The 20,422-nt window shown below is 61.5% G+C and carries 21 protein-coding genes; 6 read left to right on the top strand and 15 right to left on the bottom strand.

Going from position 1 to position 20,422, the window contains the following annotated elements; genetic code table 11:
- Positions 1-89: 89 nt before the first annotated feature.
- Both HWN72_RS26750 and HWN72_RS26745 read right to left on the bottom strand, forming a co-directional pair.
- The gene (locus tag HWN72_RS26750; RefSeq protein ID WP_156800060.1) at positions 90-245 is read right to left on the bottom strand and encodes a hypothetical protein; all 156 of its coding nucleotides are present in this window, start codon (positions 243-245) and stop codon (positions 90-92) included.
- A gap of 207 nt (positions 246-452) precedes the next feature.
- A complete protein-coding gene (locus tag HWN72_RS26745) occupies positions 453-1,682 on the bottom strand; it encodes a S41 family peptidase (protein WP_211151834.1) in 1,230 nt (409 codons plus the stop codon).
- Between the two features lie 292 nt (positions 1,683-1,974).
- Between HWN72_RS26745 and HWN72_RS26740 the strand changes: the two genes are divergently transcribed.
- Entirely contained in the window at positions 1,975-2,337 is a 363-nt protein-coding gene (locus HWN72_RS26740; protein ID WP_069710244.1) for a PRC-barrel domain-containing protein, read from the top strand.
- 17 nt (positions 2,338-2,354) lie between these two features.
- Here HWN72_RS26740 and HWN72_RS26735 read toward each other — a convergent pair whose 3' ends face one another.
- The 4 genes from HWN72_RS26735 to HWN72_RS26720 form a co-directional block, all read right to left on the bottom strand.
- Positions 2,355-3,596, bottom strand: a complete 1,242-nt coding sequence (locus HWN72_RS26735) for a sel1 repeat family protein (protein WP_069710134.1) — start codon at positions 3,594-3,596, stop codon at positions 2,355-2,357.
- 4 nt (positions 3,597-3,600) lie between these two features.
- A complete protein-coding gene (locus HWN72_RS26730; RefSeq protein WP_069710133.1) occupies positions 3,601-4,599 on the bottom strand; it encodes a tetratricopeptide repeat protein in 999 nt (332 codons plus the stop codon).
- Positions 4,596-5,516: a hypothetical protein gene (locus HWN72_RS26725; protein WP_156800059.1), complete on the bottom strand. Its 921-nt coding sequence runs from the start codon at positions 5,514-5,516 to the stop codon at positions 4,596-4,598. Before HWN72_RS26725 ends, HWN72_RS26730 begins: the two co-directional genes overlap by 4 nt.
- 620 nt (positions 5,517-6,136) lie before the next feature.
- Positions 6,137-6,853 (bottom strand): hypothetical protein, encoded by a 717-nt coding sequence (locus tag HWN72_RS26720; protein ID WP_211151833.1) that lies wholly within the window; start codon positions 6,851-6,853, stop codon positions 6,137-6,139.
- A 203-nt stretch (positions 6,854-7,056) separates the two neighbouring features.
- Between HWN72_RS26720 and HWN72_RS26715 the strand changes: the two genes are divergently transcribed.
- From HWN72_RS26715 to HWN72_RS26705, 3 genes are all read left to right on the top strand, one after another.
- Entirely contained in the window at positions 7,057-7,860 is an 804-nt protein-coding gene (locus HWN72_RS26715) for a hypothetical protein (RefSeq protein WP_156800057.1), read from the top strand.
- 12 nt (positions 7,861-7,872) lie between these two features.
- Positions 7,873-8,295, top strand: a complete 423-nt coding sequence (locus HWN72_RS26710) for a hypothetical protein (RefSeq protein WP_069710129.1) — start codon at positions 7,873-7,875, stop codon at positions 8,293-8,295.
- Between the two features lie 255 nt (positions 8,296-8,550).
- Complete coding sequence (locus HWN72_RS26705) at positions 8,551-9,645, top strand: hypothetical protein (RefSeq protein ID WP_211151832.1); 1,095 nt, start codon at positions 8,551-8,553, stop codon at positions 9,643-9,645.
- A gap of 670 nt (positions 9,646-10,315) precedes the next feature.
- Here HWN72_RS26705 and htpG read toward each other — a convergent pair.
- The 9 genes from htpG to HWN72_RS26660 form a co-directional block, all read right to left on the bottom strand.
- Complete coding sequence (gene htpG, locus HWN72_RS26700; RefSeq protein ID WP_069710128.1) at positions 10,316-12,202, bottom strand: molecular chaperone HtpG; 1,887 nt, start codon at positions 12,200-12,202, stop codon at positions 10,316-10,318.
- 666 nt (positions 12,203-12,868) lie between these two features.
- A complete protein-coding gene (locus tag HWN72_RS26695; RefSeq protein WP_231958388.1) occupies positions 12,869-13,153 on the bottom strand; it encodes a hypothetical protein in 285 nt (94 codons plus the stop codon).
- A complete protein-coding gene (locus HWN72_RS26690; protein ID WP_083274876.1) occupies positions 13,138-13,404 on the bottom strand; it encodes a hypothetical protein in 267 nt (88 codons plus the stop codon). Before HWN72_RS26690 ends, HWN72_RS26695 begins: the two co-directional genes overlap by 16 nt.
- A 412-nt stretch (positions 13,405-13,816) precedes the next feature.
- On the bottom strand, positions 13,817-14,842 hold the full coding sequence (locus tag HWN72_RS26685) for a FecR family protein (protein ID WP_069710127.1): 1,026 nt from the start codon (positions 14,840-14,842) through the stop codon (positions 13,817-13,819).
- Between the two features lies 1 nt (position 14,843).
- Positions 14,844-15,407: an RNA polymerase sigma factor gene (locus HWN72_RS26680; protein ID WP_211151831.1), complete on the bottom strand. Its 564-nt coding sequence runs from the start codon at positions 15,405-15,407 to the stop codon at positions 14,844-14,846.
- Between the two features lie 1,013 nt (positions 15,408-16,420).
- A complete protein-coding gene (locus HWN72_RS26675; protein ID WP_156800055.1) occupies positions 16,421-16,738 on the bottom strand; it encodes a hypothetical protein in 318 nt (105 codons plus the stop codon).
- Positions 16,739-16,866: 128 nt separating this feature from the next.
- The gene (locus HWN72_RS26670; protein ID WP_069710123.1) at positions 16,867-17,319 is read right to left on the bottom strand and encodes a hypothetical protein; all 453 of its coding nucleotides are present in this window, start codon (positions 17,317-17,319) and stop codon (positions 16,867-16,869) included.
- 24 nt (positions 17,320-17,343) lie between these two features.
- A complete protein-coding gene (locus HWN72_RS26665) occupies positions 17,344-17,742 on the bottom strand; it encodes a hypothetical protein (RefSeq protein ID WP_069710122.1) in 399 nt (132 codons plus the stop codon).
- 158 nt (positions 17,743-17,900) lie between these two features.
- Positions 17,901-18,485: a sigma factor-like helix-turn-helix DNA-binding protein gene (locus HWN72_RS26660; protein ID WP_069710121.1), complete on the bottom strand. Its 585-nt coding sequence runs from the start codon at positions 18,483-18,485 to the stop codon at positions 17,901-17,903.
- Between the two features lie 271 nt (positions 18,486-18,756).
- On the opposite strand from HWN72_RS26660, the gene HWN72_RS26655 reads away from it, so the two are divergent.
- Positions 18,757-19,245, top strand: a complete 489-nt coding sequence (locus HWN72_RS26655; RefSeq protein ID WP_156800054.1) for a hypothetical protein — start codon at positions 18,757-18,759, stop codon at positions 19,243-19,245.
- Between the two features lie 23 nt (positions 19,246-19,268).
- Positions 19,269-20,192: a toprim domain-containing protein gene (locus tag HWN72_RS26650; RefSeq protein WP_069710119.1), complete on the top strand. Its 924-nt coding sequence runs from the start codon at positions 19,269-19,271 to the stop codon at positions 20,190-20,192.
- The last annotated feature ends 230 nt before the right edge of the window (positions 20,193-20,422 follow it).

Raw genomic sequence — 20,422 nt, 5'->3', positions numbered from 1 at the left:
GTGTACGCCGCACATGCGACCCGAAGGGCTATATAGCCCTTGCAATCAACTGGCCCGGCACTCGCAAGAGGTCCGGGCCTTATTGCAGTTCACGATAACGCCCATATTCCAAGGGCGATCGCCGCCCAAAGCGCGGTATTGATGCCGACGATCCAAATCAACCCGTTCACTTTTTTGGGTGTTTGCGGAGGCGCGTAATAAGTGATTTCAAAAGCGTGAGGCATAACCAACTCCTCGCGTCTCATTTGAGCGAGGATGGCATTCCGGCGCGCCAATCCAAGATGGAGAAAGGTTCGCACCTGTTCGTTCTTACAGCCGATCCGGCGGCATTGCCCCGCCTTGACAAGGTCGGAGGCGTCGCCACCATCCCTGCATGTGCCGGTGTGGACGGCCTCTCATCGCCACGGATTAATGGCGCTCCCGTGTCATGGTCAGATGAGAGGAGAATAATTTCAATTGCGGCTGATAGCCGTTTTAACCTCCGCTATTCCGGCAGCGAGAATGTCACTGCCGTCCGCAACTTCCACGTCCGGGACGAAGTGCCAACGTGGGCGATCCTTCGTGTCATAAACGGGTTCCCCCGAATATTGTGCCTTTATGCCGGTCCGATCCAGTCTGATCGGAAAGACGGCTGCTCCCAATCCCATCATTTTCGTGCCAACGACCGTCGCGCGGCCTATGTCGCGCATACCCATTGGGAAACCCTCGGCCATGCTTCCGCTCCAATGGCTCGTCAGCACGACAACAGGCTTGCTGTAGGTAAAGGGGCCCTTCGGATCGACATATTCGGTCCACGGTGCGCTCAATCCTGCCCCGGCTCGCCTACGCATGATGGCGTAAGCTGTCCGTTCTCGAATGAATCGCCCCATGATCGGCCGGGCAACGGCCGTGTCGCCACCCCCGTTTTCGCGAACATCAATAATCAGACCCGGAGCATCCTGTAGACTTTCCAATGCCTTGTCGAAAGCATCAGCCGTCGCGGTGTCGGAAAAGCTCCTGATAACGATATAGCCGATGCCGTCTGGAAGCATCCTGCTTTCAACGTCAGGCAAATCGGGCCTCTTCTTGATGGGAAGCTGGACTGTTCGGGAGGCGCCGTCTTTCGAGCTCACCGACAACAGGCGGGCCTTCCCCCGATACCCCGCAACCGCGACGTTGATGGTGTAGGCATCGGCTGCCGCGTCGGGCTTTACGAGGCATTTCGGCATCAAATCTTGGATGACCGTTTCGATCGGTCGCCCGTCGATCGCGATAATTCGATCACCAATCTTTAATCCGGCATCAGCCGCCGCCGAACCGCTTTCAATGGCAGCTATACGAACCATGCCTCCAGTTCGCTCGGCAAGGAGATCGAACAGCGGCCATCGTGGCGCGCCGTAAGGCGGATCAGAGAGATGCGTGTGCGCGTCATACAATTCCGCGAGGACACGCCGGACGACATTGGTGAAAGCGGCATCGTCTTTCGCAGCCAGGGCCATCGGCCGGTAGAATGAGCGCACCTGATCCCAGTCAGTCTGCTTGTCGGCCAGAAAACAGTAACGCTCCCCCAGCGTCCGCCACAATTCATCGAAGTCGTCGATAAACGTGACATCGTGGAGTGGTTCGGCGGCCCACGCAGGAGTGGCAGCGAGGGCGATGCCGCCCCCCCAAAAGGCTCGGCGTGTCAGGAAAGGTTGCGTCACAGCGGTTGAGTAACATTCATTCCCGGCCATCGAACAGGGAAATTCTCGAAGCGAAAGGGAAACCTTTTGGCACTAACGAACGGCCGGTTCCGGGAACGCCGCGACATCTCGTGAATGTTAGAATCTGGGGCGCGAACGCACAGTCAGCTTCCCAGCATCACGCGTCCATCTGCAGCACGGCGGAACGGAGAATGGCTTCGGGTGTTTGCCCTAGGCCGTCCTTGTTTGTGGGAGGACAACCGACGGACAACGACCCGAACGCCAGCGAATGGCGGGTTACGAGGAGCTTTCGATGACAGAAGTATCGCCAGCAACGCCGACCCTCGTCGAGGCGGAAACTTCGGGATTGAAGGTGCGATCACGCGATGGTGACACCCTCGGTCACGTCAAGGCGCTGATGGTGGACAAGCGTTCAGGGCAAGCGACGTTTGCGGTCCTGAGCCTGGGGGGCTTCCTGGGGTTCAACAAGAGCTTCTATCCCGTGCCCTTCGGCGTGCTGGGCTATGATCCGGCCGGGGATGACTACATCGTCACGATCGACCGCCGAGTGCTCGAAGGCGGCCCGAGCTGGGCAAGCAATGCGCCCGATTTCAACCAGGCCTACGCCGACCGCGTGTCGAGCTATTACGGCACGGCGCCGACTCAGATCGCTTGAGCACGGGCAGTGGGCGTTCAAGTCGGGTCGTCGAGAGCCGCCAGAAACATGACCTTGAGCTTCCGGCGTGTGGCTATGGCGCTGTCGTAGTCGGCACGCGGCCGCGCCATGTCCTTGCACGACGCAAACATACCCTTGGCGCGGACCAGTGCATCGCAGGACTTTGTCCAGGGCGCGTGCTGTCCGATACCGGTCTGGTACAGCGCTAGCGCCTCGTCGCAGACCGTCCTGGCATCATCGGTGCACGCTTGGGACAGCGCCACATAGGCGAGCAAGTCCGCCCTGGGGTATCGGCTGGGCTTGGCATCGCGCACGGCGAAAACGGTCTTGGCGAAGAAGTGGCACCCCTCGGGGTCGATCATGTCCGCATCATTGTGCAGGAAGCAAGCGCGCGCCAGCTTGGACCAGGCTTGGTCGAGATTGCGGCTGACGCCGGTAGCGGTCAGATTCATCCATTCCAGATACTTGCAGGCGTAGGGCCCGCGTCCCGGGTCACTGCCGTCGCACACGCGCGCGAACCGCGCTTGGGCCTTGGCATAATCGCGCAACTGGCGGTTCTGCAGGTAGAGCTTGCCCGCCTCGTAGCAGCCAAGATCGTCGAGGTGGGCGTCGCAGGACATGTCGTAGTGCCCCAGCGCGCCGCGCAGATCGCCGCCGCGTGCCGCACCGACGCCGCGGCTCCAGCAGGTATCGACGTTGAAATCCGCCTTGCAGGGCGGGGACTGGTCAGCGGGTGCGGGATACTGGATCTCGTAGTTCGGAAACGATTCGCCATCGGAAGATCGCTCCCGGCCGATCTCGCGCATGCCGGCAAGCAGGCGGTCGTGGACTCGCCTTATGCTGTCCGGGCGGCAACTCAACGCGGCGAGTGTCCTGCCCGCCCGGCTGACCGTCAGCAGCCCGAAAGGCTGAAGAGCGGTCGGGTCCGGCGCCGCTCCGTTTTTGAAACCTGCCGCCACCCGATAGGCAGTATCGCCGTTGGTAAAGGTCACGATCTCGTCGATCGTCTCGCCCGGGCCGTTCTTCCGGCGATAGTCCAAGTCCGCCAGGGGGCTGCGCAGCGTCAGCTCCGGCTTTTGCAGGGACGAACCGTAGCGATAGGTGGCACGTGTGCCGGTGATCGAGACCGACACCTCGCGATCTTGACCCTGGATACGGCAGGTCAGCACAGCCTCGTCCCGAGGCGCATCCGCAGCCATTGCCGCGGTCATCCAGGCAGCGGCCAGCAGCAAGACGAGGGCGGTAGTGATTTGGCGCATCGCTCTATTCCTCATTTGCGCGATGGCCTTCCGGCCCGCCTACCATTGCGGGGATCGATGGGGCAGCGATCGCGTCGCGCGCGATGGCGAGGGCTTTCGCGGCTTCGCCGGCGGATGGAGTCCGGGGGGCCAGCGCCAGGCTACGCTCCAGCAGGGCGATGGCCCGAAAGTCATCACGCTCGCGGCCGTTTCCGGTCTGGTAGGCCCGGCCAAGCGTGAAGCAGCTTTCCGCTTCGCCAAGCGTGCACGCCTCGTCATGCAGTGCGAGGGCGCGCTGGTGGTCCTTGGCGGTGCCCCGCCCGTCGTCGATCATGCTGGCGAGATTGCCGCAGGCGCTGGGGTCTTTGGCCTCGCACGACTGTGCGAACAGCGCGACGGCGCGTTTGTGATTGCGTCGCAGGCCCAGGCCATCGCGGTAGAGCACGCCCAGGTTGTAGCAGGCGTGCTGATCGTCGGCATCGCAGGCTTGGCTGAAAAGCTGCGCCGCCCGGTGATGATTGCGCGGCACGCCTCGTCCCAACGAATAGGACGCACCCAGATTGGCGCAACCGGCCGTCGAACTGCTCGAGCAGGCCTGCTGGAAAAGTGCGGCGGCGCGGCGATCGTCTTGGGGAGCGCCGTCTCCATTGATGTAGGCAAGCCCGAGGTTGGAGCATCCGGTCGCCTCGCCGCCATGGCAGGCATAGTCGTAGTAGGCGCGCGCGATATCGGATGATTGTGCGACGCCTTCACCCTTGCCGTAGGCGAAGCCCGTCATTGTGCAGCCTGGCATGTCGCCAAGGTGGCAGGCCTTGCCCAGAATGAAGATGGCTCTCGCCTCGTCGCGCGCGATCCCGTCGCCTTCGAGAAGCCGGTTGCCGAGGCGGGTACAGGCACTGGCATCCTTGTCCTCGCACAGAACGTTCAGCTCGACGGCGGGGTCGATCTTGGCGACCTCCTGTGCTTGCGATGGCCCGGCAAGTCCGGCCAGCAAAGCGAACGACAGCGCAATGGCGCGGATCATTGCGTTGTGCACGCCGGATCGGCGCACACGAATGGCGCGTTGTCCGCGTCCTCCGTAGCAAGGTTCGCGCGGAAGCGCAGGCCCTGTGGGGTAGCGGCCAGAACTTCGATTTCGATGTTGCGGATACGGATCGTCTTTTGGGATACCGGGAAGCGCATAGGCTGGGCGCTGCTGGCGTGTGCAAGATCATCGATGCTGTAGCCGCGCACCTCGAAGGTCAGTTCCCCATTCTCGATCCCGCCATAGGCAATATCGTAGATCGTGCCGCTTTCGACCGTGTCATAATTCGGGACATCGGGAATCCCCACTCCCTTGGCATAGTCGCGAGGCGGGACGACGGCGTGACCCGCAGTGGTCGCCTGCGGTGTCCCGAACGTGTCGGGCGACGGTGCCCTGGACCGGATGACCGGCACCCTGGGGTCCGCGCGCATCCGTTCGTGCATGTCTGCCGGGCTTACCGAAGCCTTGGTGTCGGCGATCAGGGCCTCGGCGAAAGCGACCTGGTCGATCGCGAGAGGAAAACCACCGCCCAGGGGTCGATCGGTGGCGCAGACGAACTGCAACTGCGCGGCACCCACCGACCCACCTTCTACGGGATTAGGCCCCCCATAGCTCAGCGCTGTCTCGTCCAGCCGTTCGTCATCGGCGCCGTAGCGCAGGACGAGGTCCCACGTTTCGGTTTGTTCGCGGCAGTTTCCCGTCATGGAGGCACGCAACGAGGCGGCGGGGTTGCCGGGCTCGCGCAGGATCTGGCTGGCCTCGTACCGCACAATGTCGCCATCGCGCACGATCGACTCGACATCGACGAACAATACCTTGTCGGCGCCCTGCGTCACGTACCACCACTGCGAGGCTCGCGCCTGCGCCATCGCGGGAGAGAGCATGAGCAGCCCACAGGCGACAATTCCAAGCTTCATCACATCTCCCACGCTTATGCGACGACAATAGACAACAGAAACCGCGCGTTACAACAGCCTGCTTGTTTCGCGGCCATGATGGCGAAGCGTTCGATTTCCCGTGTGATCGAAGACGGGCAGGTTGCGGCGTCAGGCAGTCGCCGTTCATGGCTTGCCTACCATGGGCGCGGAACCAGCGGATCCGTCGACAGGGTTCTCGCCCTGTCAGATCGCCGACTGCCGGATTGTGTACCAAATGCCCCTTCGATGCTCGAGAGATGGGTTGAAGGCACAGGTCGCATGGGTGCGCGAACGGCAGCTTTCCCCTAATCGAACTTTGAAGCCGGTCAGTCGGCGAACGGCCAGCTTTACGGGGACTGCCGGGCGGCACTGCGCCCATTCAAGCCGTTCGACCGAGATGGTGGCAAACCAATGAGCGGACATTCTGCTTAGACCAGGCTGAGACATTTCTGTCGTTCTAGAGCGATAGGCCTGACGGTAGCTGCTAGTCAGGAGCCGACATCCAGCCGATGACTTATTGGCACGCCAATCACCAAGAGGTAACCCTGTCCATATCGACCTATCTGGATGGGTGTCGGCCTCGCCAACCTGCTGAGCTTCGAGGCCGGACCCGACGACCATCATTTCACCAGTTCGGCTTTGTACGGAAGACAACTGAGGGGGAACGCCGTCGCGGAAATCGTGGCCTTGGACTCGCACGTTCGACCCGTGCCTTGCGCATTCGTGCAGCCGATCGTCCCGCTGAAACGATGCACATAGCTTTCGCCGCTCTCCGTCTTGGCATAGGCTGGCTGCGCAGCGCTTGCGTCGGCTCCGGAAATGTTATGATAGCGCTGGCTGTCGACTGTCACTGCGCTCTGGGCGAAGAAGCGACCGTCGCCGGCATCCAGGGTAAGGCCGCAACTGGCAGAAGGTGAACTATGGAAGCCTGACTTGTCGTAGGCTCTGCAACTGTTCACTATCCTCGCGCCCCCAGCTTTGCATTCTCGAATTGCTGCGAGTCGTGCTTGGCTCGCCTGGGCCTCGTCGGCGCGGCGCTTCTCCTCAGCCTTTTGCTGGGCGGTGACCTTGTTTAGTTCGACCTTGGTGTCCTTGGCCGACTTCTGGAGGTCAGATACAGCGGTCTCTACACCGGACCCAACGCGGAAGATCAGCAAGCCCGCTCCGACCACCAAAAGAGCAAACGCTACGTGCCGGATGCCTTCGCTCTTGGTGCGCCTGAACAAGAAAACAGCGACAATGCCCACGACGATGATGAACAGAGAAATCGTTCCCAAGGGACTTTGTGCTGATTCCCGGATGACAGCGACATAGTCTATTTTGGAAAGCCAATCCATAAAGCTTCCTTGGCCAAACTTCGACATCACTAAGTCATATAGAAAGATGAATTTTTTACATCGAATGGACAGTGATAATGTACTATCAAAGTAAATTATGGAGCAATATATTTGCGGGGTATAGGGCGAATCAGCATAGGGGGAATTAAATGAGGCGGATCGCTATGATGGCCTGCGCGACACTCGTGTCAGGATGCGCAGATATGTCTGCTGTGCGCGACATATCTGCGCGACTCACTAAAGCAACAAGCAGTTGGAATGACGTCGGAAACGAGATTGCTGGATCTTGCCTGCGCGAGACGTCGCTCAACCCGATGCTTTCGAGCTGCGAGGCCGAGAGGCGCTCTACAGAAGGCGTGGTCGCCGCCAACAAGGTGCTGAACGCCTATTTCAAAGCGCTGACGGACGCGGCAAATGACTCGAATTTTACCATCCAGCCGGGCCTCGAGGCGGCGACGAAATCGATCGCCGCTATCCCCGACATCAAAAAAGAGCGCGTCGATGCGGTCTCGGGCCTGATCGGCTTTCTCGCCCAGCTCGCCACGGGCGCGATGCGTGAGGACGTCCTACGGCAACTGATTGACCGCGGCGCGCCCAACGCGAAAAGTGTAATAGACGGGCTCGATGAGGTTCTGGGCCTACCGCTTCTGGGGCGCTTGGATACAGAAAAGACCTACTTGACCGCCATCTACGTGAAACAGATCCGAGACCAGAAGGACAACGTTGAAGGCGCACCAGCCGATTTGTGCAAGGGTTCGAAGGCCGCAGGCTTTAGCGGTGCGGGGTTTCTCCTCGCGCAAGATTACTGTCGCCGACTTGGTGTAATCGAGGCGCGCGAAAAAGCAGTAGCAGATTATCAAGGCTCATTGAAAGACGCAAGCGCGGCGCTGACCGAACTCCAGTCTTCCAAGGCGAAGCTTAAGTCAAAAAATCTTGCCAAGCAGCTCTACAAGATCGGCTCCGATCTCGATGATAAGATCGATGCCATCGACAAAGCGTTCAGCTGAGGGGAATAGCTCATGACAGTTGCACAAAATCTCCGGAGCGTCGCAGACCTCTGCAGGATCGGCGCCAAGCGCACCCTAGACGCGCAACTCGCGCTTGGAGACAAGCCAGATGATCCTGTCGGCGCGCTACTGTGGGAGCAGCGATATACGCGGCTACAGGGACAGCTGAACAGCCTATCAGCGCTCAATTCGAAGCTGACCGCGGCTGCGGTGAGCGAGGGCCTTAAGGAATATGAGGGCGAACTCAGCACGATCGGCGAGGTCAGTGTCGCTGCGCAGGCCAAAATCAAGCAGATCAAGGAAGTGTCGGAATTACTGACCAAGATCGCGAAAGTTCTCGACCTTGGTCTGGCACTACTCGCGGCGGCGGCAACACCCTCACCGGCCACCATCGTAGCGCTGGTCAATGCCGGCAGTGCAGTCGCAGACCTCTAGCCGGATATTGGCCGCCTGTCTATTCGATGGTGTAGTGCCAGCATCTCGGAATAAACGCCGCCAATGCCCGTCCGTTGCCGACGAAACCAAGATCGCGGCTTGCCTGTCGGGGAGAGGCATTTCATCGCGCCGATGTATGATAGCAGCTATCGCAAAAGGTGCCATATGAGGCCTGAGGTCTGTCAGCGACTCTATAAGCTCGCTTAGTGGAGCCCGACCAGCAAGATTTGCATAATATGAGGGGCGAAAATTGACATGGTGACAGAATTTGGGGGGCAGGGGCACGTAGTTCATTTGATCCATGGCATCCGAACGCATGCTGCCTGGCAGGAGCGAGTGACCGCTATGCTTGAGGATGTAGGAGGCGTGAGGGTCTTTTCGACGAGATACGGCAAGTTCGACCTGCTCAGCTTTTTACTCCCTGGCCCCACTAGGTTACCCCCTATCAAAAAGACACTGAAAGACCTGCTTGATGCGGCGCGCGTAGCAAAGAGCACGGGGAGCAAGCTAACCGTCATAGCTCACAGTTACGGAACGCACGCGATCCACGAAATTTTGGCGGAGAATCCGGCTATCGATATAGATAACCTGATCCTTTGCGGAGCGATCAAGGGGCAGGAATGTAATTGGCAGGCGGTGCAGCGTGCGAGTGTTAAAGGTACTCTTATCAATGATTACGGGACAAAGGATGTATGGCCGGTAATCGCCGCTTCCATAACTTGGGGCTACGGCAACGGCGGCACTTACGGAATAGGACATCCATTCGATGATCGGCGGCATCCGTTCAGCCATTCGGACTTTTTTGACGAGGATTTCGTAAGAAAGTTTTGGTTACCATTCTTCCAGTCAGGAACAGTGACGCCCACCGCTTATCGGTCCTATCCGATTAATCCGTGGTGGTTCAGGTTTCTAGACCTGCCTTGGCGGTGGGTCATCGCCGCAGGCCTAGCCGCACTATGCTTTTGGCTAGCGATCTCACTGTTATCGCAAAAGAATATTCTGCCGCCCCCGACGGAAAATGAAATATCGCTAGGCGCTAACGGACAACCGCTGACAGGGTTTGTCTATTTCGAAGAGCGGCAGGGCCGTTCGACGGAGGACGGGGTTTTTCGAGTACGCGGAACTGGCGCTTTACCGGCTTACAGCGGCCTTGACCGCGGCACGTTGATGCGGGCGACCTCGACAGCAAGGGTGCGCGAGGAGCCTACAAAGCATAGCGAATACCTAGGCGCGTTCAAGGCTGGGCAATGTGCCAGCATCGAAGAGAAGCCGTCTAATCCGACTCCAAATTTGACGAGTGCCACTTCTGGCGGATGGGTACTCGTACGGGCAGTCAAATGCCCAAGCTAGGCTTGCCGCTGCGAGCCTGAGGGAAAATCCAACACCGGTCCCGGTGTCGCCCATTACCATCTCCAGTATTCGACCTAGTTGGAAAAGCGTTAACGACAGTTGGGCGAAATCCGTCGGTTAAGTCGAGGATTTCCGATCTGCTCAGGATACTGTGCTACGGAAACGCGGTATATGCCGGGCTGAAGGATTTTCTCTCGTCGTAGCGGCACCACGCGGCAGGTTTGGTAACAAAACCTGCCGTTTACGGCCTCGCCGGTCGACGGCCATATTGCTCGGCAGCCGACGCCGCCTGGGGACAGCTATCATCGAAACTCGGTTCTAAACCGGACTATCGTCTGCCGGCCAATCCGACCAAATATCGTCGTTTGCTTGTGCCAGCAGGAACGTTCCAACCCGACAAAATCGATTAGCGCCATTGCGACCGCCGATCAGCAGGGGACCGCAATCATGTGTCGGCTGGCTCGGGAACGACGTTCGGTTACCGTCCAGGACGTGGGCGGTCATCGGTACGCCGCTCTCGCGCAGTGCATCCATCCCCCGCGAATATTTGTCGTGGCCGAAGGTGCCTTGGCCTGTCACCGGGACGACATAGTCGAGATGATGGACAACATGCAGCGTATTGGGAGCCGCAAAAAACAAAGGGGAGCCCGTCGGCTCCCCCTGTCCTGTATTATCCCAGGGTCTTGGCCATCAAACGTTCCAGCCGCTGCGCGAAGGCTCGCGGATCGGCGGGAGCTTCTCCCTCGGCGATACGCGCCTCATCGAACAACAGGAATGCGATGTCCCGCCGCTCATCCTCGCTCGCCGTCGACTGGTCCAACCTGGCGATTAGCCCATGGCGCGCATTCACTTCCAGCACAGGCTTTTCGCGTTCGGGCGCACGGCCGGCGGCGGCCAGCATCTTCTCAAGCTGAAGATCCATGGCGTTGTCCGGCGCCACGATGCACACGGCGCTGGTGGTCAAACGGTCGGAGATACGGACGTCGGAGACGTGATCCGCCAGCACCTCCTTGGCAAAGGCGATGAACCCGCTGACATCCTCTGCCGCGTTCGATGTATCTGCGCTCTCCTCTGCCAAAGGGATCAGGCTGAGGTCGCTGGAGCCCTGCGTCACCGACTTGAAGGGTTTGCCTTCATAATCGACGCCCATCGTCGTCCAGAAATTGTCGACCTGGTCGGGCAGCAGCAAGACCTCGATGCCCCGTGCCTTGAACCCTTCGAGCTGGGGAGACGTCGCGATCCTATCGAGGTCATCGCCGGTAGCATAGAAGATCGCAGTCTGATTTTCCTTGAGCCCCGCTACATAATCCTTGAGCGAGCGCCACTCGCCGTTCGATGCCGTCGTCTTGAAGCGAGCAAGCCCAAGCAACTGCGCGCGCCGCTCGTAATCTTCGTAAAGCCCTTCCTTGAGCACTGCCCCGAAATTGTCCCAGATCGCCGCGTAGCGATCGGCGTCACTCTCCGACAGCTTGTCGAGTTCCGAGAGGATGCGATTGCTCACGCCTTTCTGGATGGCCGACAGCACGGGGCTTTCCTGGATCATCTCGCGCGACATGTTGAGCGGGAGGTCCGCGGAATCGACGAGGCCGCGCACAAATCGCAGATAGCGCGGGAGGATCTCCGCTTCGTCGGTGATGAAAACCCTTCGCACATAGAGTTTGATGCGGCCATTGCGGTCGGGGTCGAAGAGGTCGAAAGGCTTGCTCTCCGGGATGAAGGTCAGCACCGAATACTCGTGCCGCCCTTCGGCCCGGTAGTGCAGCGTCATCGCCGGCTTGTCGAACTGCCCCGCCACGCTGCGATAGAAGTCGGCATACTCATCCTCGCTGATGTCCGACTTCGACCTGGCCCACAGCGCCGCGCCGTCGGCAAGCTGCCGAGCTTCTTCCTCGCTCCCGGTTTCCTCCACGAATATCGGCACCGGGACGTGGCCCGACTGAGCCTTGACGATCCGTTCGACAGTGTAGAGCTCGGCATAGCTTTTCGCTTCGTCGAGCAAGGTCAGCGTTACCCTCGTTCCCCGCAAGGGGGCGGCAGCGGGATCGACCGGAGCTATGGTGTAAGTGCCCGAACCATCGGATGCCCAGCTCGCCGCCTCGTCCTCACCCGCGCGGCGGGAGACGACCTCGACTTTGCCCGCGACCATGAAGGCCGAGTAGAAGCCCACGCCGAACTGGCCGATGAGCTGCTGTCCCTCGCCGTTCTTGTCGGCGGCGAGCCTGTCCATGAACGCCTTCGTCCCCGACCGGGCAATGGTGCCCAGGGTCTCGGCCATGTCGATCGCGGACATCCCGATGCCATTGTCCGTGACGGTGAGGGTTCCGGCCTCCTTGTCTAGCGTCACGGTGATGCGCGGCTGGGCGTCGTCGCCAAGCAGTTCGGGCCGGGAGATCGCTTCGTAGCGCAGCTTCTCGCAGGCATCGGCAGCGTTGGAGATAAGCTCGCGCAGGAACACGTCCCGGTCCGAATAGACCGAATGGACCATCATGTGCAGGAGCTTGGAAACATCGGCCTCGAAGGCGCGGGTCTCAGGGGCGGCAAACGTCTCGGTCGTCATCGTCTCTTCGGCTCACATGTTTCGGACTTATGCCAGCCAGATGGATCGGAACGTTTCCACGTTCAAGAGGGCCGACTCTCGGATATGCGGGTGAGGACTGGCAGCCCACCCATTTGATTTAGGAGGCTCGCATCAGTGCGCCCAGCTGTTTTCGCAGAGACGGTCCCTCCAAATGAGAATCGACATTGGTGAAGCCCTCTTTCGCAAGTGCGATAGCCAGGCTTTGGAGGTTCTTACAGCTGCCTCCTCGAGCGATCTCGAAAGCGCGCTCCATAATCGGACGTCCAGTTATCAAGCAATCCTCCCGTTCCCAATTCGTGCATCGTCACCCTTCATCAAGGTGACGGAAAAATGAGGCCTGGCCGGTGTAGAAGATACATCCCGCGACCAGGCCCCAGGGAATCTCCAGTTGCGGGTTAGGTCAACCAGGATGAGGGTATGTGATAAAGGCAGACCGGCAAGAACGGTTGCTGCGACCTGAAAATATTCTCCCCCTACGCAGTATCCAAACCTTGATGGTCTCGATCCCGATAAAGTGGCCCAGCGCTAGCTTGCGGAACGTGCGCCGGGCCCAGGTTTTCACGTCAACCATGACTTGTTCCTCAGGATAGGAACGTCTTGGAGATCCGCTTGGTTTACGTGGCTCACGCGCCGATCGGCGGAGGCTCAAAAATGGGTAAGGGATAGCTGCAGTTGATCGTCCTGCTTCGGCTCGGTGTTGGCTGGCGGTGCGAGCCTCGCCGCATCAGACAGGTCGTTGCCCTCGATGCAGACAAGATCGCGCGTGATCTCCACCTTCTCCCGCAGGCGCTGCAGAACGGCGGGAAAAATGCCGCGCAGCTGGCGGCAGTCCTCATGTGTGGCGTCGGCCCTATCGGCTTGGTTGAAGCGGTGCTGGGCCAGCGCGATTAAGGCATCGTCGGCTATAGGGCCGGTCACCAGGATACCCAATCCATCTCGGCGTCGTCGACCGCTTCGAACATTTCTGGATCTGCGCCGGTGTCTCCCAGGCGCTTGCGGACCGCATCGGGGGTGCCGTCCTTCGGGAACCCACGATCCGATCTGGCGATCGAGGCGAGTTGGCCAATGAAGCCGCCTCTCTCGGACTGTTCCAGTATCCAGCGCCCGAAAGGCAAGGATTTCGAACTGGTCTCATAGCCTCCGAGGTCAAGCGGACCATCCATCTTCGATAGTGCAGGCATCGCAGAATCACTCCTTGGTGGAATGACACAATGTTATATGTTCCATATTTGTTCTGCAATCCGGTACGGGCAGGTTATGGGAACGAAACGGTTCGAGACGGTCTTGGACTACTCGAAATGGGGCTGTGACACCGCGGTCGCGTGTCGCTGTGGACACAAGGCGCAGCTCGACACGAAGGTGGTTACGAAGACCTTTGTGATGCTCGCCGTCGCCGAACGATTGCCAGGGGTGGCGGGTTCAACGTGGAGGCCTTTCGCAGCAGGTGCGGCATTTCCACCGCTTATGTCGTCCTCATCTCGGTACGGGACCGTTTAGCCGGCGCAAGGGTGGCAACGGTGGCATCGCCGAGACTTTGCGGTGTGGCCGGGGGCCGCTTCCGGAAAGCCGTTGCCGGTGGCAGTCCTCGCCGTCTCACCTGCGCTTGGTCAGAATTAGCCTTCCAGCCCGCCTGCTGTCGATCTCCAGATGGAGGAAACCCGCGAGGGCGGCGGCGACCTTTTCGATGTCGCGGATCTCGATATCGGCAAAGATCCTGCGGCTGCCCAGTGAAGGATCGGCAAGCTCCAGTTTGACCGTGCTGTAACGGTTCGCCTCGGCGATCACCTCGCTGATCGCCGCATCGTCGAAACTTCTCATCCCGGTGACCCATTGTTGGTCGGAGGCTCGCGCGATCACGATTGCCGGTTTGGCCTCGCCGATGCCGGCGACAATGACAGCCTGGCCGGCCCGCACGGGAAGCAGTTGTCCCTTAGCGCTGGTCTGTTCGCTCGTGCGCAGATCGAGGCCGCCCTCTATTGCCGCGACGCTCACGGTATTGCCCGCAGCTTCGTTAACGCTGACATCGAATACCCGTCCGCTCGGTTCGATGGAAACCGCGCCAGCGCGCACCTTGAGCGGACGATCGGGGTCGTGTGCAACAATTATGCGCGCGCGCCCGCGCAGGATTTCGATGTCGCGGTGCTGTGCGGTGAAATCGACGCGGGCCTCGCTGTCGGTGTCGAGAACAATCGAGCTGCCATCATCGAGGCTTTCGGTGCGGACCTCGCCGATGCCTGTCGTCAGTGTGCGGGCGCTTGCGGCCGCCACGACGCCAGGCGTTCCCAGACCGAGTGCGTTCGAGACGAACCACGCAAATGCGCACGCTGCTACCAGCGCGCTCAGAGCGGCGAGCATCGGCGAGGCGTTCCACCAACGATGAACGGGGCCCGGGCGCCTGCCCTGGACCTTGCTCAGCGACATGAGCGCGGATGCGCGCGCTGCGGAATCGACGTTCTTCAACAGGCCGACATAAACATCGCGGCGCGCCGGCTTGCGCTCGATCCAGTCGGCGACCTGCTGGGCGTAGACATCGGGCTCGTCGAGCATGAGCATAACCCAGCGGTGCGCATCGGTGCGATCCCGGCGCGTGATCCGCGGTCCTGCGAAAAGGCCCAGCATCTCAGGCCTCCTCAGCGGCGCGGTTGGCGTCGATCAGGCGGATCGCCTTGAGCATGTGCTTCTGCACTTTCCACAACGGCAGCGAGTGCGCCTCGGCGATCTCGCGGTAACTGTAGCCCTCGACCCTGTTGAGCATGAAAATCTCCAGAGTTGCCGGATGAAGCTGCGACAGGATTCCTTGCCACCTCGCCAGATCGCGGCGCGACTGTACCTCGCGAAAAGGATCGAGACCCACCGGTGCGTCCAGGCCCTCGTCCAGGCTGGTGCTCGCCCGCGCCAGCCGTGTCGAGCCGCGCTGCGTATGGTCGCGCAGCAGGTTCGTGGCGATACGGGTGAGATAGGCCTGGGGTACGTCTATTGTGGTTTGAGAGGCCGTGGCAAAACGTGACAGGGTCTCCTGACTCAATTCGTCCGCGTCCGCCTGGTTGCCCAGATTGCGGAGAAAGAAACGAAGTAGCCGGGGTTGCTCCCGGCGGTAGAAGGCGGCGAAACGGGAACTCTCGTCCCGGTCCTCGCGCGCCGCATCTGAGACAGCCTCGCGGCCGCTCGTCTCGCTCTGGCTCATGCGTCGCACCTATGTCCACTCGGGGCGACGGCCATAAGCCGGATGTTCGAAACCTGATCAGAGAACAGGCGCATGCGCCTTTACCGGCAAGCCGGCTGGACATGCGCGCATGCCACCCGGCCTCCAGAAACTGGTGACCGAGCAACTCTGATTAGGGTTTCGACGCCCCGCTCCTGTTTATCTCAGGAGCGCTTCAAGCATCGGTGGTTTGGGCAATTTGTGCAACCCAAAAGCTTGGACTCGCTACCAAAATGAGAACGATAGTGACGGGGATGCGACAGCGGCAGTGCAGGTGACGGGGCAGGGAATGGGCGGCTGCCCTCTGCGAGGGCACCGCGCTCTGGCCGGGCCGGCGCATGCGCGCCGTCCCGGTCGAGCTCCGGCTGCGCCGGATCTCGCCCCTTGCGGGCGGCGATCGCTGCCGCGGCCAGGGCAGGAAGCGGCGCTCTCACGGTGCGGTCAGTTTGGGCAGGAAACGAGAGACCTGGTCATGCCGGCACCGGCCTCGAGAGGTCGGGTTCCATGAGCGGCGGCCGTGATCGCGGGACCCAGGCGTTACAGGTGAGCAGGAGAATAGTGCACGGCAGCGAACGTGGTCGCATTCGGGCTGCCGTGCGGCGCCGCCTTTCGCGCACGCGCCACGAAGATGCAACGTCAAAAGCGCGAGGCAAGCCTAAAGGTTATGCGCTGTATCGGTGACGATGTTGCCCAGCGGCGCATGCGCCAGCGGCCGGACGGCGTGCCATCCACCGGTGCGGTGACGCGCGAGCGGAACCGCGCATACCTCGCACAGCGCGAGGTAATCACCATCCTTGCCGTAGGTCAGGGAAACGGCCGATGGCCTGTGTCGGCCAATGAGGCAAAGAAGGGACATGGTGCCGGCACATTATCCGATCGGCGCTCGCCGGTCAGGGTTCGCGAATGTTCCAGGATGTCCACATCCTGTGGATAGCGGGGAAAACTCGCCCGCCCGTCGCAAACGACCGCTCGTCCGGCGTGTCGGCGGCCCCGTGTCACGCGCGCTTCACCCGCCCGAGAATGGTCTCGAAGCACGCGACAAGCGAGACGACAACCGCCTCGCCTTCCTGTGTCAGCTGAACCCCGACCCGTCGCCGGTCGGTGAGCCCGGGCTCGAGGACAAGCAGGCCGCGCTGCTCGAGGTCGGTGATCTTGCGATGAGCCGTCGATAATGGCGCGGAGGTCGCCATGCACAGTGACCACACATAAGTGTCCTGGCCCTCGCTCTGTGACACGTAGAGGTCGAGAAGCATGTCCAGATATGGCGCCGGGCTGAAGCTCTCGCCGAGACAGCAGGCGAGTGCCTTTCGCATCTCGGCGATCGTGCGGCACATTGCAATTCGGGCCGCGGTTTCAGGCCCCGGATCTGGCGGTGGTCTTTCGTTCATCATCTCTCGCGTCCCTTCGCATTTCGGGAGGAGGGCAGGAGGCTCTCGGGTGTCTAAGCCCCTGATCGCGTGCGCCAGTCGGGATCGGTGCCTCTGCGATATCGGCGAACGACATGCCGGCGCGTGCCAAGGATCAGGATGGTGAGTGCGATCCAGCTCCACAGGGCCTGGGCATCGAGATAGGCTTGCGGAACGATAGCCGGGGCCGCTGCCCGCATCGTATGGACGATGAGCTCGGAGCCGATGACCCCGGACACCCAGATCGGCCAGAACCGCGTACTGCGCAGCGAAAGCCAGGTGAAGATACCGAACATCGCCGCATCGACCGTGATAATGCCCAGTTCCGGTTCGCGAAAGCCTATGCCCTGCACTTCGGACAGCACGAGCGAGAGCACCGAGCCTGCAACGAACGTGGCGGCGCCGATGCGTTCGGGCCGCCCGCCTCTGACCGCGGCATAAAGACATGCCGCGATCAGGAGCAGGAGGTAGGCCAGGTGGCGGTTCATGCCGTCATTCTCGAATGCCCGCGCTCAGGCAAGGCGCAGATGGCTGGGCCCGGTTGCCGGAAGAGCGAGAGGCAGCGCCTCGCCGGGCATGCCGCCAGGAGGTAGCGCGCTGCCCGAGTTCTCGTCGAGCTTGATCAGGTCTCCGAATGCCATCTCGCCAAGGCCGATCGCCACACTGGCGGTCTTCAGGCCGGCATGGGTCGCGATTATCTCGCCGCGCGCTCTGGCCATGAGCATGAGGGCGGCGGCCGAGCGCGTCACCGCCTCCTGCCCGACGCAGGCGCCGACGCGTGCATCGATCGTGGCCAGCGGCAAGGCGGCATTGAGCTCGGCTATACGGGCAGAGGCGATGTCGAGGGCCGCTTCGGCGGCAAACAGGCGCTGGGCTACCTCGGTGGCGATCTTCTGACGTTGGGCGCGCATGGTGTCTCCTGTCTCGCGGGGCTCATTTCCCGCGATCATGATGAATATGAAAAGGATGCGTGCTGCCGCTCGGTGGGGCAGGGGGCTGGATTGGATGCGGCGCCGATCAGAGATGGGCAGGGGATACTTGATATCCCCCCAGGTTGGGCGGCAGCGCCCTATTCCAGAAAGACCTGGAAGGCGACGAGCAACTGCATGGCGGAACCTGCCGCGACAAGTCCTGCCGCAGACAGCACCGCTATCGTGATCAGCGCGGGGCGGATGGTCAGGTCATTTGCCGGTCTCCTGTCAGAGCGCAGCGGAAGCAACATCGCGAGTATTCCCGGGGGCGGGAACGGCGCCTGTTCTTGTGCTGCGGGTGCCGGCCGGATGGGCGTCATTGCAGGGTCTTCCTGCACCTCGGGTTCCTCGGCCTCGCCATCGTGCTGCGGCAATTCGAGGAGCGGTACGAGGGGTAATCCGAGGGCGCCTATCGATTGCCCCCCCTCCTCAAGAGCCGCGCGCTCCTGCTCGAAGGCGGCAACAAGGCGCGCTGCCTTGCGCCGCGCCGGGTTGCCGAGGATCTTGCGCGCATTGAAAATGTGTTTCTGGACCCGGCTGACCGAGATCTCCAGGTGCTCGGCGATCTCCTTGGTATCGAAACCTTGGTCAATGAGCACCATGCACTGGCGCTGCCGAAGCGTAAGTAACAGCAGTCGATCCCGATAAAGGTCGAGATCGAGCGTTATGCTCAGCTGTATCACTGCAGCCAGACCCTCCTGTCTGCCGGCCGGATCCAGATACTCGTGTCCGGTGGTGGCAGCGCAGTGTCATGGAATCGCAATCATATGGCAACCTGAAGAGCGAGCAGGCGTCCTGCCCGGCCCTTATACCGGCATGCGGAGGTCGCGGCACGACGAATGCCCGCCAGCGCCCGCGGGCGCTGGCGCCGGGAAGGGGAGGTGGATGTGGGCAGGTGGAAGGAGCGGTTGATGCTCCTTCCTTACTGAAACCCCTCGCAAGGAGGCATCCGTTATGACTTCTCCAACAATTGCCCGACTTCTCTTATCTCTCGCCGAAGCCTGTCGCCGCACATTCGCGGGCGATCCGCGCTTGGCTGCAATGCAGGAGTACCTCGAAGCGACCCTGCCGCCCGGCGAGGCGCTGCTGGCTGCCGCCAGCGATCGGAACGGTGGCCGTCCACGCACCTTCCGGATCGATGACCAGGATCCTCAGGCCCGGCGCGTCGCCGCCGGCTTTGAGGTCAAGGCCTGGGTGCACGTGCCGGCCGATCTCTATACCCCCGCCACATGGCCAGGGCCCAACCTTGCCCGGACTTTGCCGGCGATGCCGCCGATGACCGCGGCCATTCTTGCGCTCCGACTGCATCACGACATGCCTTCTGCACAGATCGCGTCCCGCTTCGGGCTGGGGCGCCGCGAGATCCGCCGTCACCTGCTCGCTGCGGTGCGTATTGCCAACTCCCCTGTCTGCGGTGCTCTGCCGATCGGTGAGGTATCCTGAAGCCGGGGTGTCGAGGACAGCCAATGACACAGGATGCCCTCGAGGTCGCCGGCAATGCCCTCGTGACGCGCCTCGGCGGAAAGTGGTCGGGCGGTCGAGGCATGTGCCTGTGTCCGGCCCACCCTGACCGGACTCCCAGCCTTTCGGTCCGCATCGGCGAACGCCGTCTGCTGTTCCACTGTTTTGCAGGATGCGATCAGCAGACGGTGATCGCGGCAGTACGCTGCACCCTGGCCTCGGCCCTGACCGGCCGGCTCCTCGATAGGGAGAGCGCGGCGCGGGCCAAGGATGGAAATGATAACTGGGTTCGCGCGCGTGCGCGGGCCTTGTGGGACGAAGCACACGCCCTGCAGGGCTCGCCTGCAGCCGCCTATCTCGAGGCGCGCGGTATCTTCACGTCCTGCGCGCAGCTTCGGTATCATCCATGCACCCCGGTCCGCGTCGCCGGGCAGCTTGCGCGGCGTCCGGCGATGATCGCGCGCATAAGCGATGAGTGCGGAACGCTTGCGGTCCAGCGCTGCTTTCTCGATCTTCCTCGCAGCAGGTTGTGCATGGACCTGAGGCCAGCACGGCGCATGCTCGGCCGTCCCGGCGCGGGCGCCGTGCGAACATACGCACATGGCGAGGTGCTCGGGCTGGCGGAAGGGATCGAGACTGCACTGGCCGCCTCGATCCTGCTGGAAATACCGGTCTGGGCGGTTCTGGGCAGCGCTCGCTTCGCATGGGTCCGCGTCCCCGCCAATGTCGCGCGCATCGTTCTGCTACCGGATGCTGATCACGCCGGAGTGCAGGCTGCGAGGCGCGCGCGAGACGCCTTCCGGGCCGAGAGCCAGGACAGCGGGGCGCTCGGGGGGCGTGTCGGTACACGCGATGCGCGGATCGTCATGCCCTGGCATGGTCTCAATGACTGGAACGATGTTCTGAGACACAGATCCGGATTTGCGTAGCGCTGGTACTCGCAATCGGCAGGGCGAGGCCCGAAAAAAAGGCCGGCTTAAAGCCGGCCGTAATAGTTTGGGAGAGGATGCCTGAAAGGCGAGACGGGCTATGATTGACAACGCCGCCGCCAGCAAGTGCACCGATTGCACCCGGCCTCCCGCAAACTGCACGTCGCTCGCCACAATGGCCGTGGCGGGATCGGCAGTCCCCGCCCGGGGGATACCCATGTAATCAGAAT

The sequence above is a fragment of the Novosphingobium sp. HR1a genome, assembly GCF_015594425.1.
In the GTDB taxonomy this organism is placed as follows: Bacteria; Pseudomonadota; Alphaproteobacteria; order Sphingomonadales; family Sphingomonadaceae; genus Novosphingobium; species Novosphingobium resinovorum_A.
Note: the sequence above shows the minus strand (reverse complement) of the source record. Positions and strands in the feature narration are given on the sequence as shown.

Bases quoted from the DNA above. Each gene is read 5' to 3' on its own strand.
- HWN72_RS26655 (WP_156800054.1), top strand. From the start codon at position 18,757: ATGACTTCTCCAACAATTGCCCGACTTCTCTTATCTCTCGCCGAAGCC.
- HWN72_RS26710 (WP_069710129.1), top strand. From the start codon at position 7,873: ATGACAGTTGCACAAAATCTCCGGAGCGTCGCAGACCTCTGCAGGATC.
- HWN72_RS26650 (WP_069710119.1), top strand. From the start codon at position 19,269: ATGACACAGGATGCCCTCGAGGTCGCCGGCAATGCCCTCGTGACGCGC.
- htpG (WP_069710128.1), bottom strand. From the start codon at position 12,202: ATGACGACCGAGACGTTTGCCGCCCCTGAGACCCGCGCCTTCGAGGCC.
- HWN72_RS26665 (WP_069710122.1), bottom strand. From the start codon at position 17,742: ATGCGCGCCCAACGTCAGAAGATCGCCACCGAGGTAGCCCAGCGCCTG.
- HWN72_RS26730 (WP_069710133.1), bottom strand. From the start codon at position 4,599: ATGATCCGCGCCATTGCGCTGTCGTTCGCTTTGCTGGCCGGACTTGCC.
- HWN72_RS26725 (WP_156800059.1), bottom strand. From the start codon at position 5,516: ATGAAGCTTGGAATTGTCGCCTGTGGGCTGCTCATGCTCTCTCCCGCG.
- HWN72_RS26685 (WP_069710127.1), bottom strand. From the start codon at position 14,842: ATGCTGGGCCTTTTCGCAGGACCGCGGATCACGCGCCGGGATCGCACC.
- HWN72_RS26690 (WP_083274876.1), bottom strand. From the start codon at position 13,404: ATGCCTGCACTATCGAAGATGGATGGTCCGCTTGACCTCGGAGGCTAT.
- HWN72_RS26735 (WP_069710134.1), bottom strand. From the start codon at position 3,596: ATGCGCCAAATCACTACCGCCCTCGTCTTGCTGCTGGCCGCTGCCTGG.
- HWN72_RS26670 (WP_069710123.1), bottom strand. From the start codon at position 17,319: ATGAACCGCCACCTGGCCTACCTCCTGCTCCTGATCGCGGCATGTCTT.
- HWN72_RS26740 (WP_069710244.1), top strand. From the start codon at position 1,975: ATGACAGAAGTATCGCCAGCAACGCCGACCCTCGTCGAGGCGGAAACT.
- HWN72_RS26715 (WP_156800057.1), top strand. From the start codon at position 7,057: ATGTCTGCTGTGCGCGACATATCTGCGCGACTCACTAAAGCAACAAGC.
- HWN72_RS26705 (WP_211151832.1), top strand. From the start codon at position 8,551: ATGGTGACAGAATTTGGGGGGCAGGGGCACGTAGTTCATTTGATCCAT.
- HWN72_RS26680 (WP_211151831.1), bottom strand. From the start codon at position 15,407: ATGAGCCAGAGCGAGACGAGCGGCCGCGAGGCTGTCTCAGATGCGGCG.
- HWN72_RS26750 (WP_156800060.1), bottom strand. From the start codon at position 245: ATGAGACGCGAGGAGTTGGTTATGCCTCACGCTTTTGAAATCACTTAT.
- HWN72_RS26675 (WP_156800055.1), bottom strand. From the start codon at position 16,738: ATGCGAAAGGCACTCGCCTGCTGTCTCGGCGAGAGCTTCAGCCCGGCG.
- HWN72_RS26720 (WP_211151833.1), bottom strand. From the start codon at position 6,853: ATGGATTGGCTTTCCAAAATAGACTATGTCGCTGTCATCCGGGAATCA.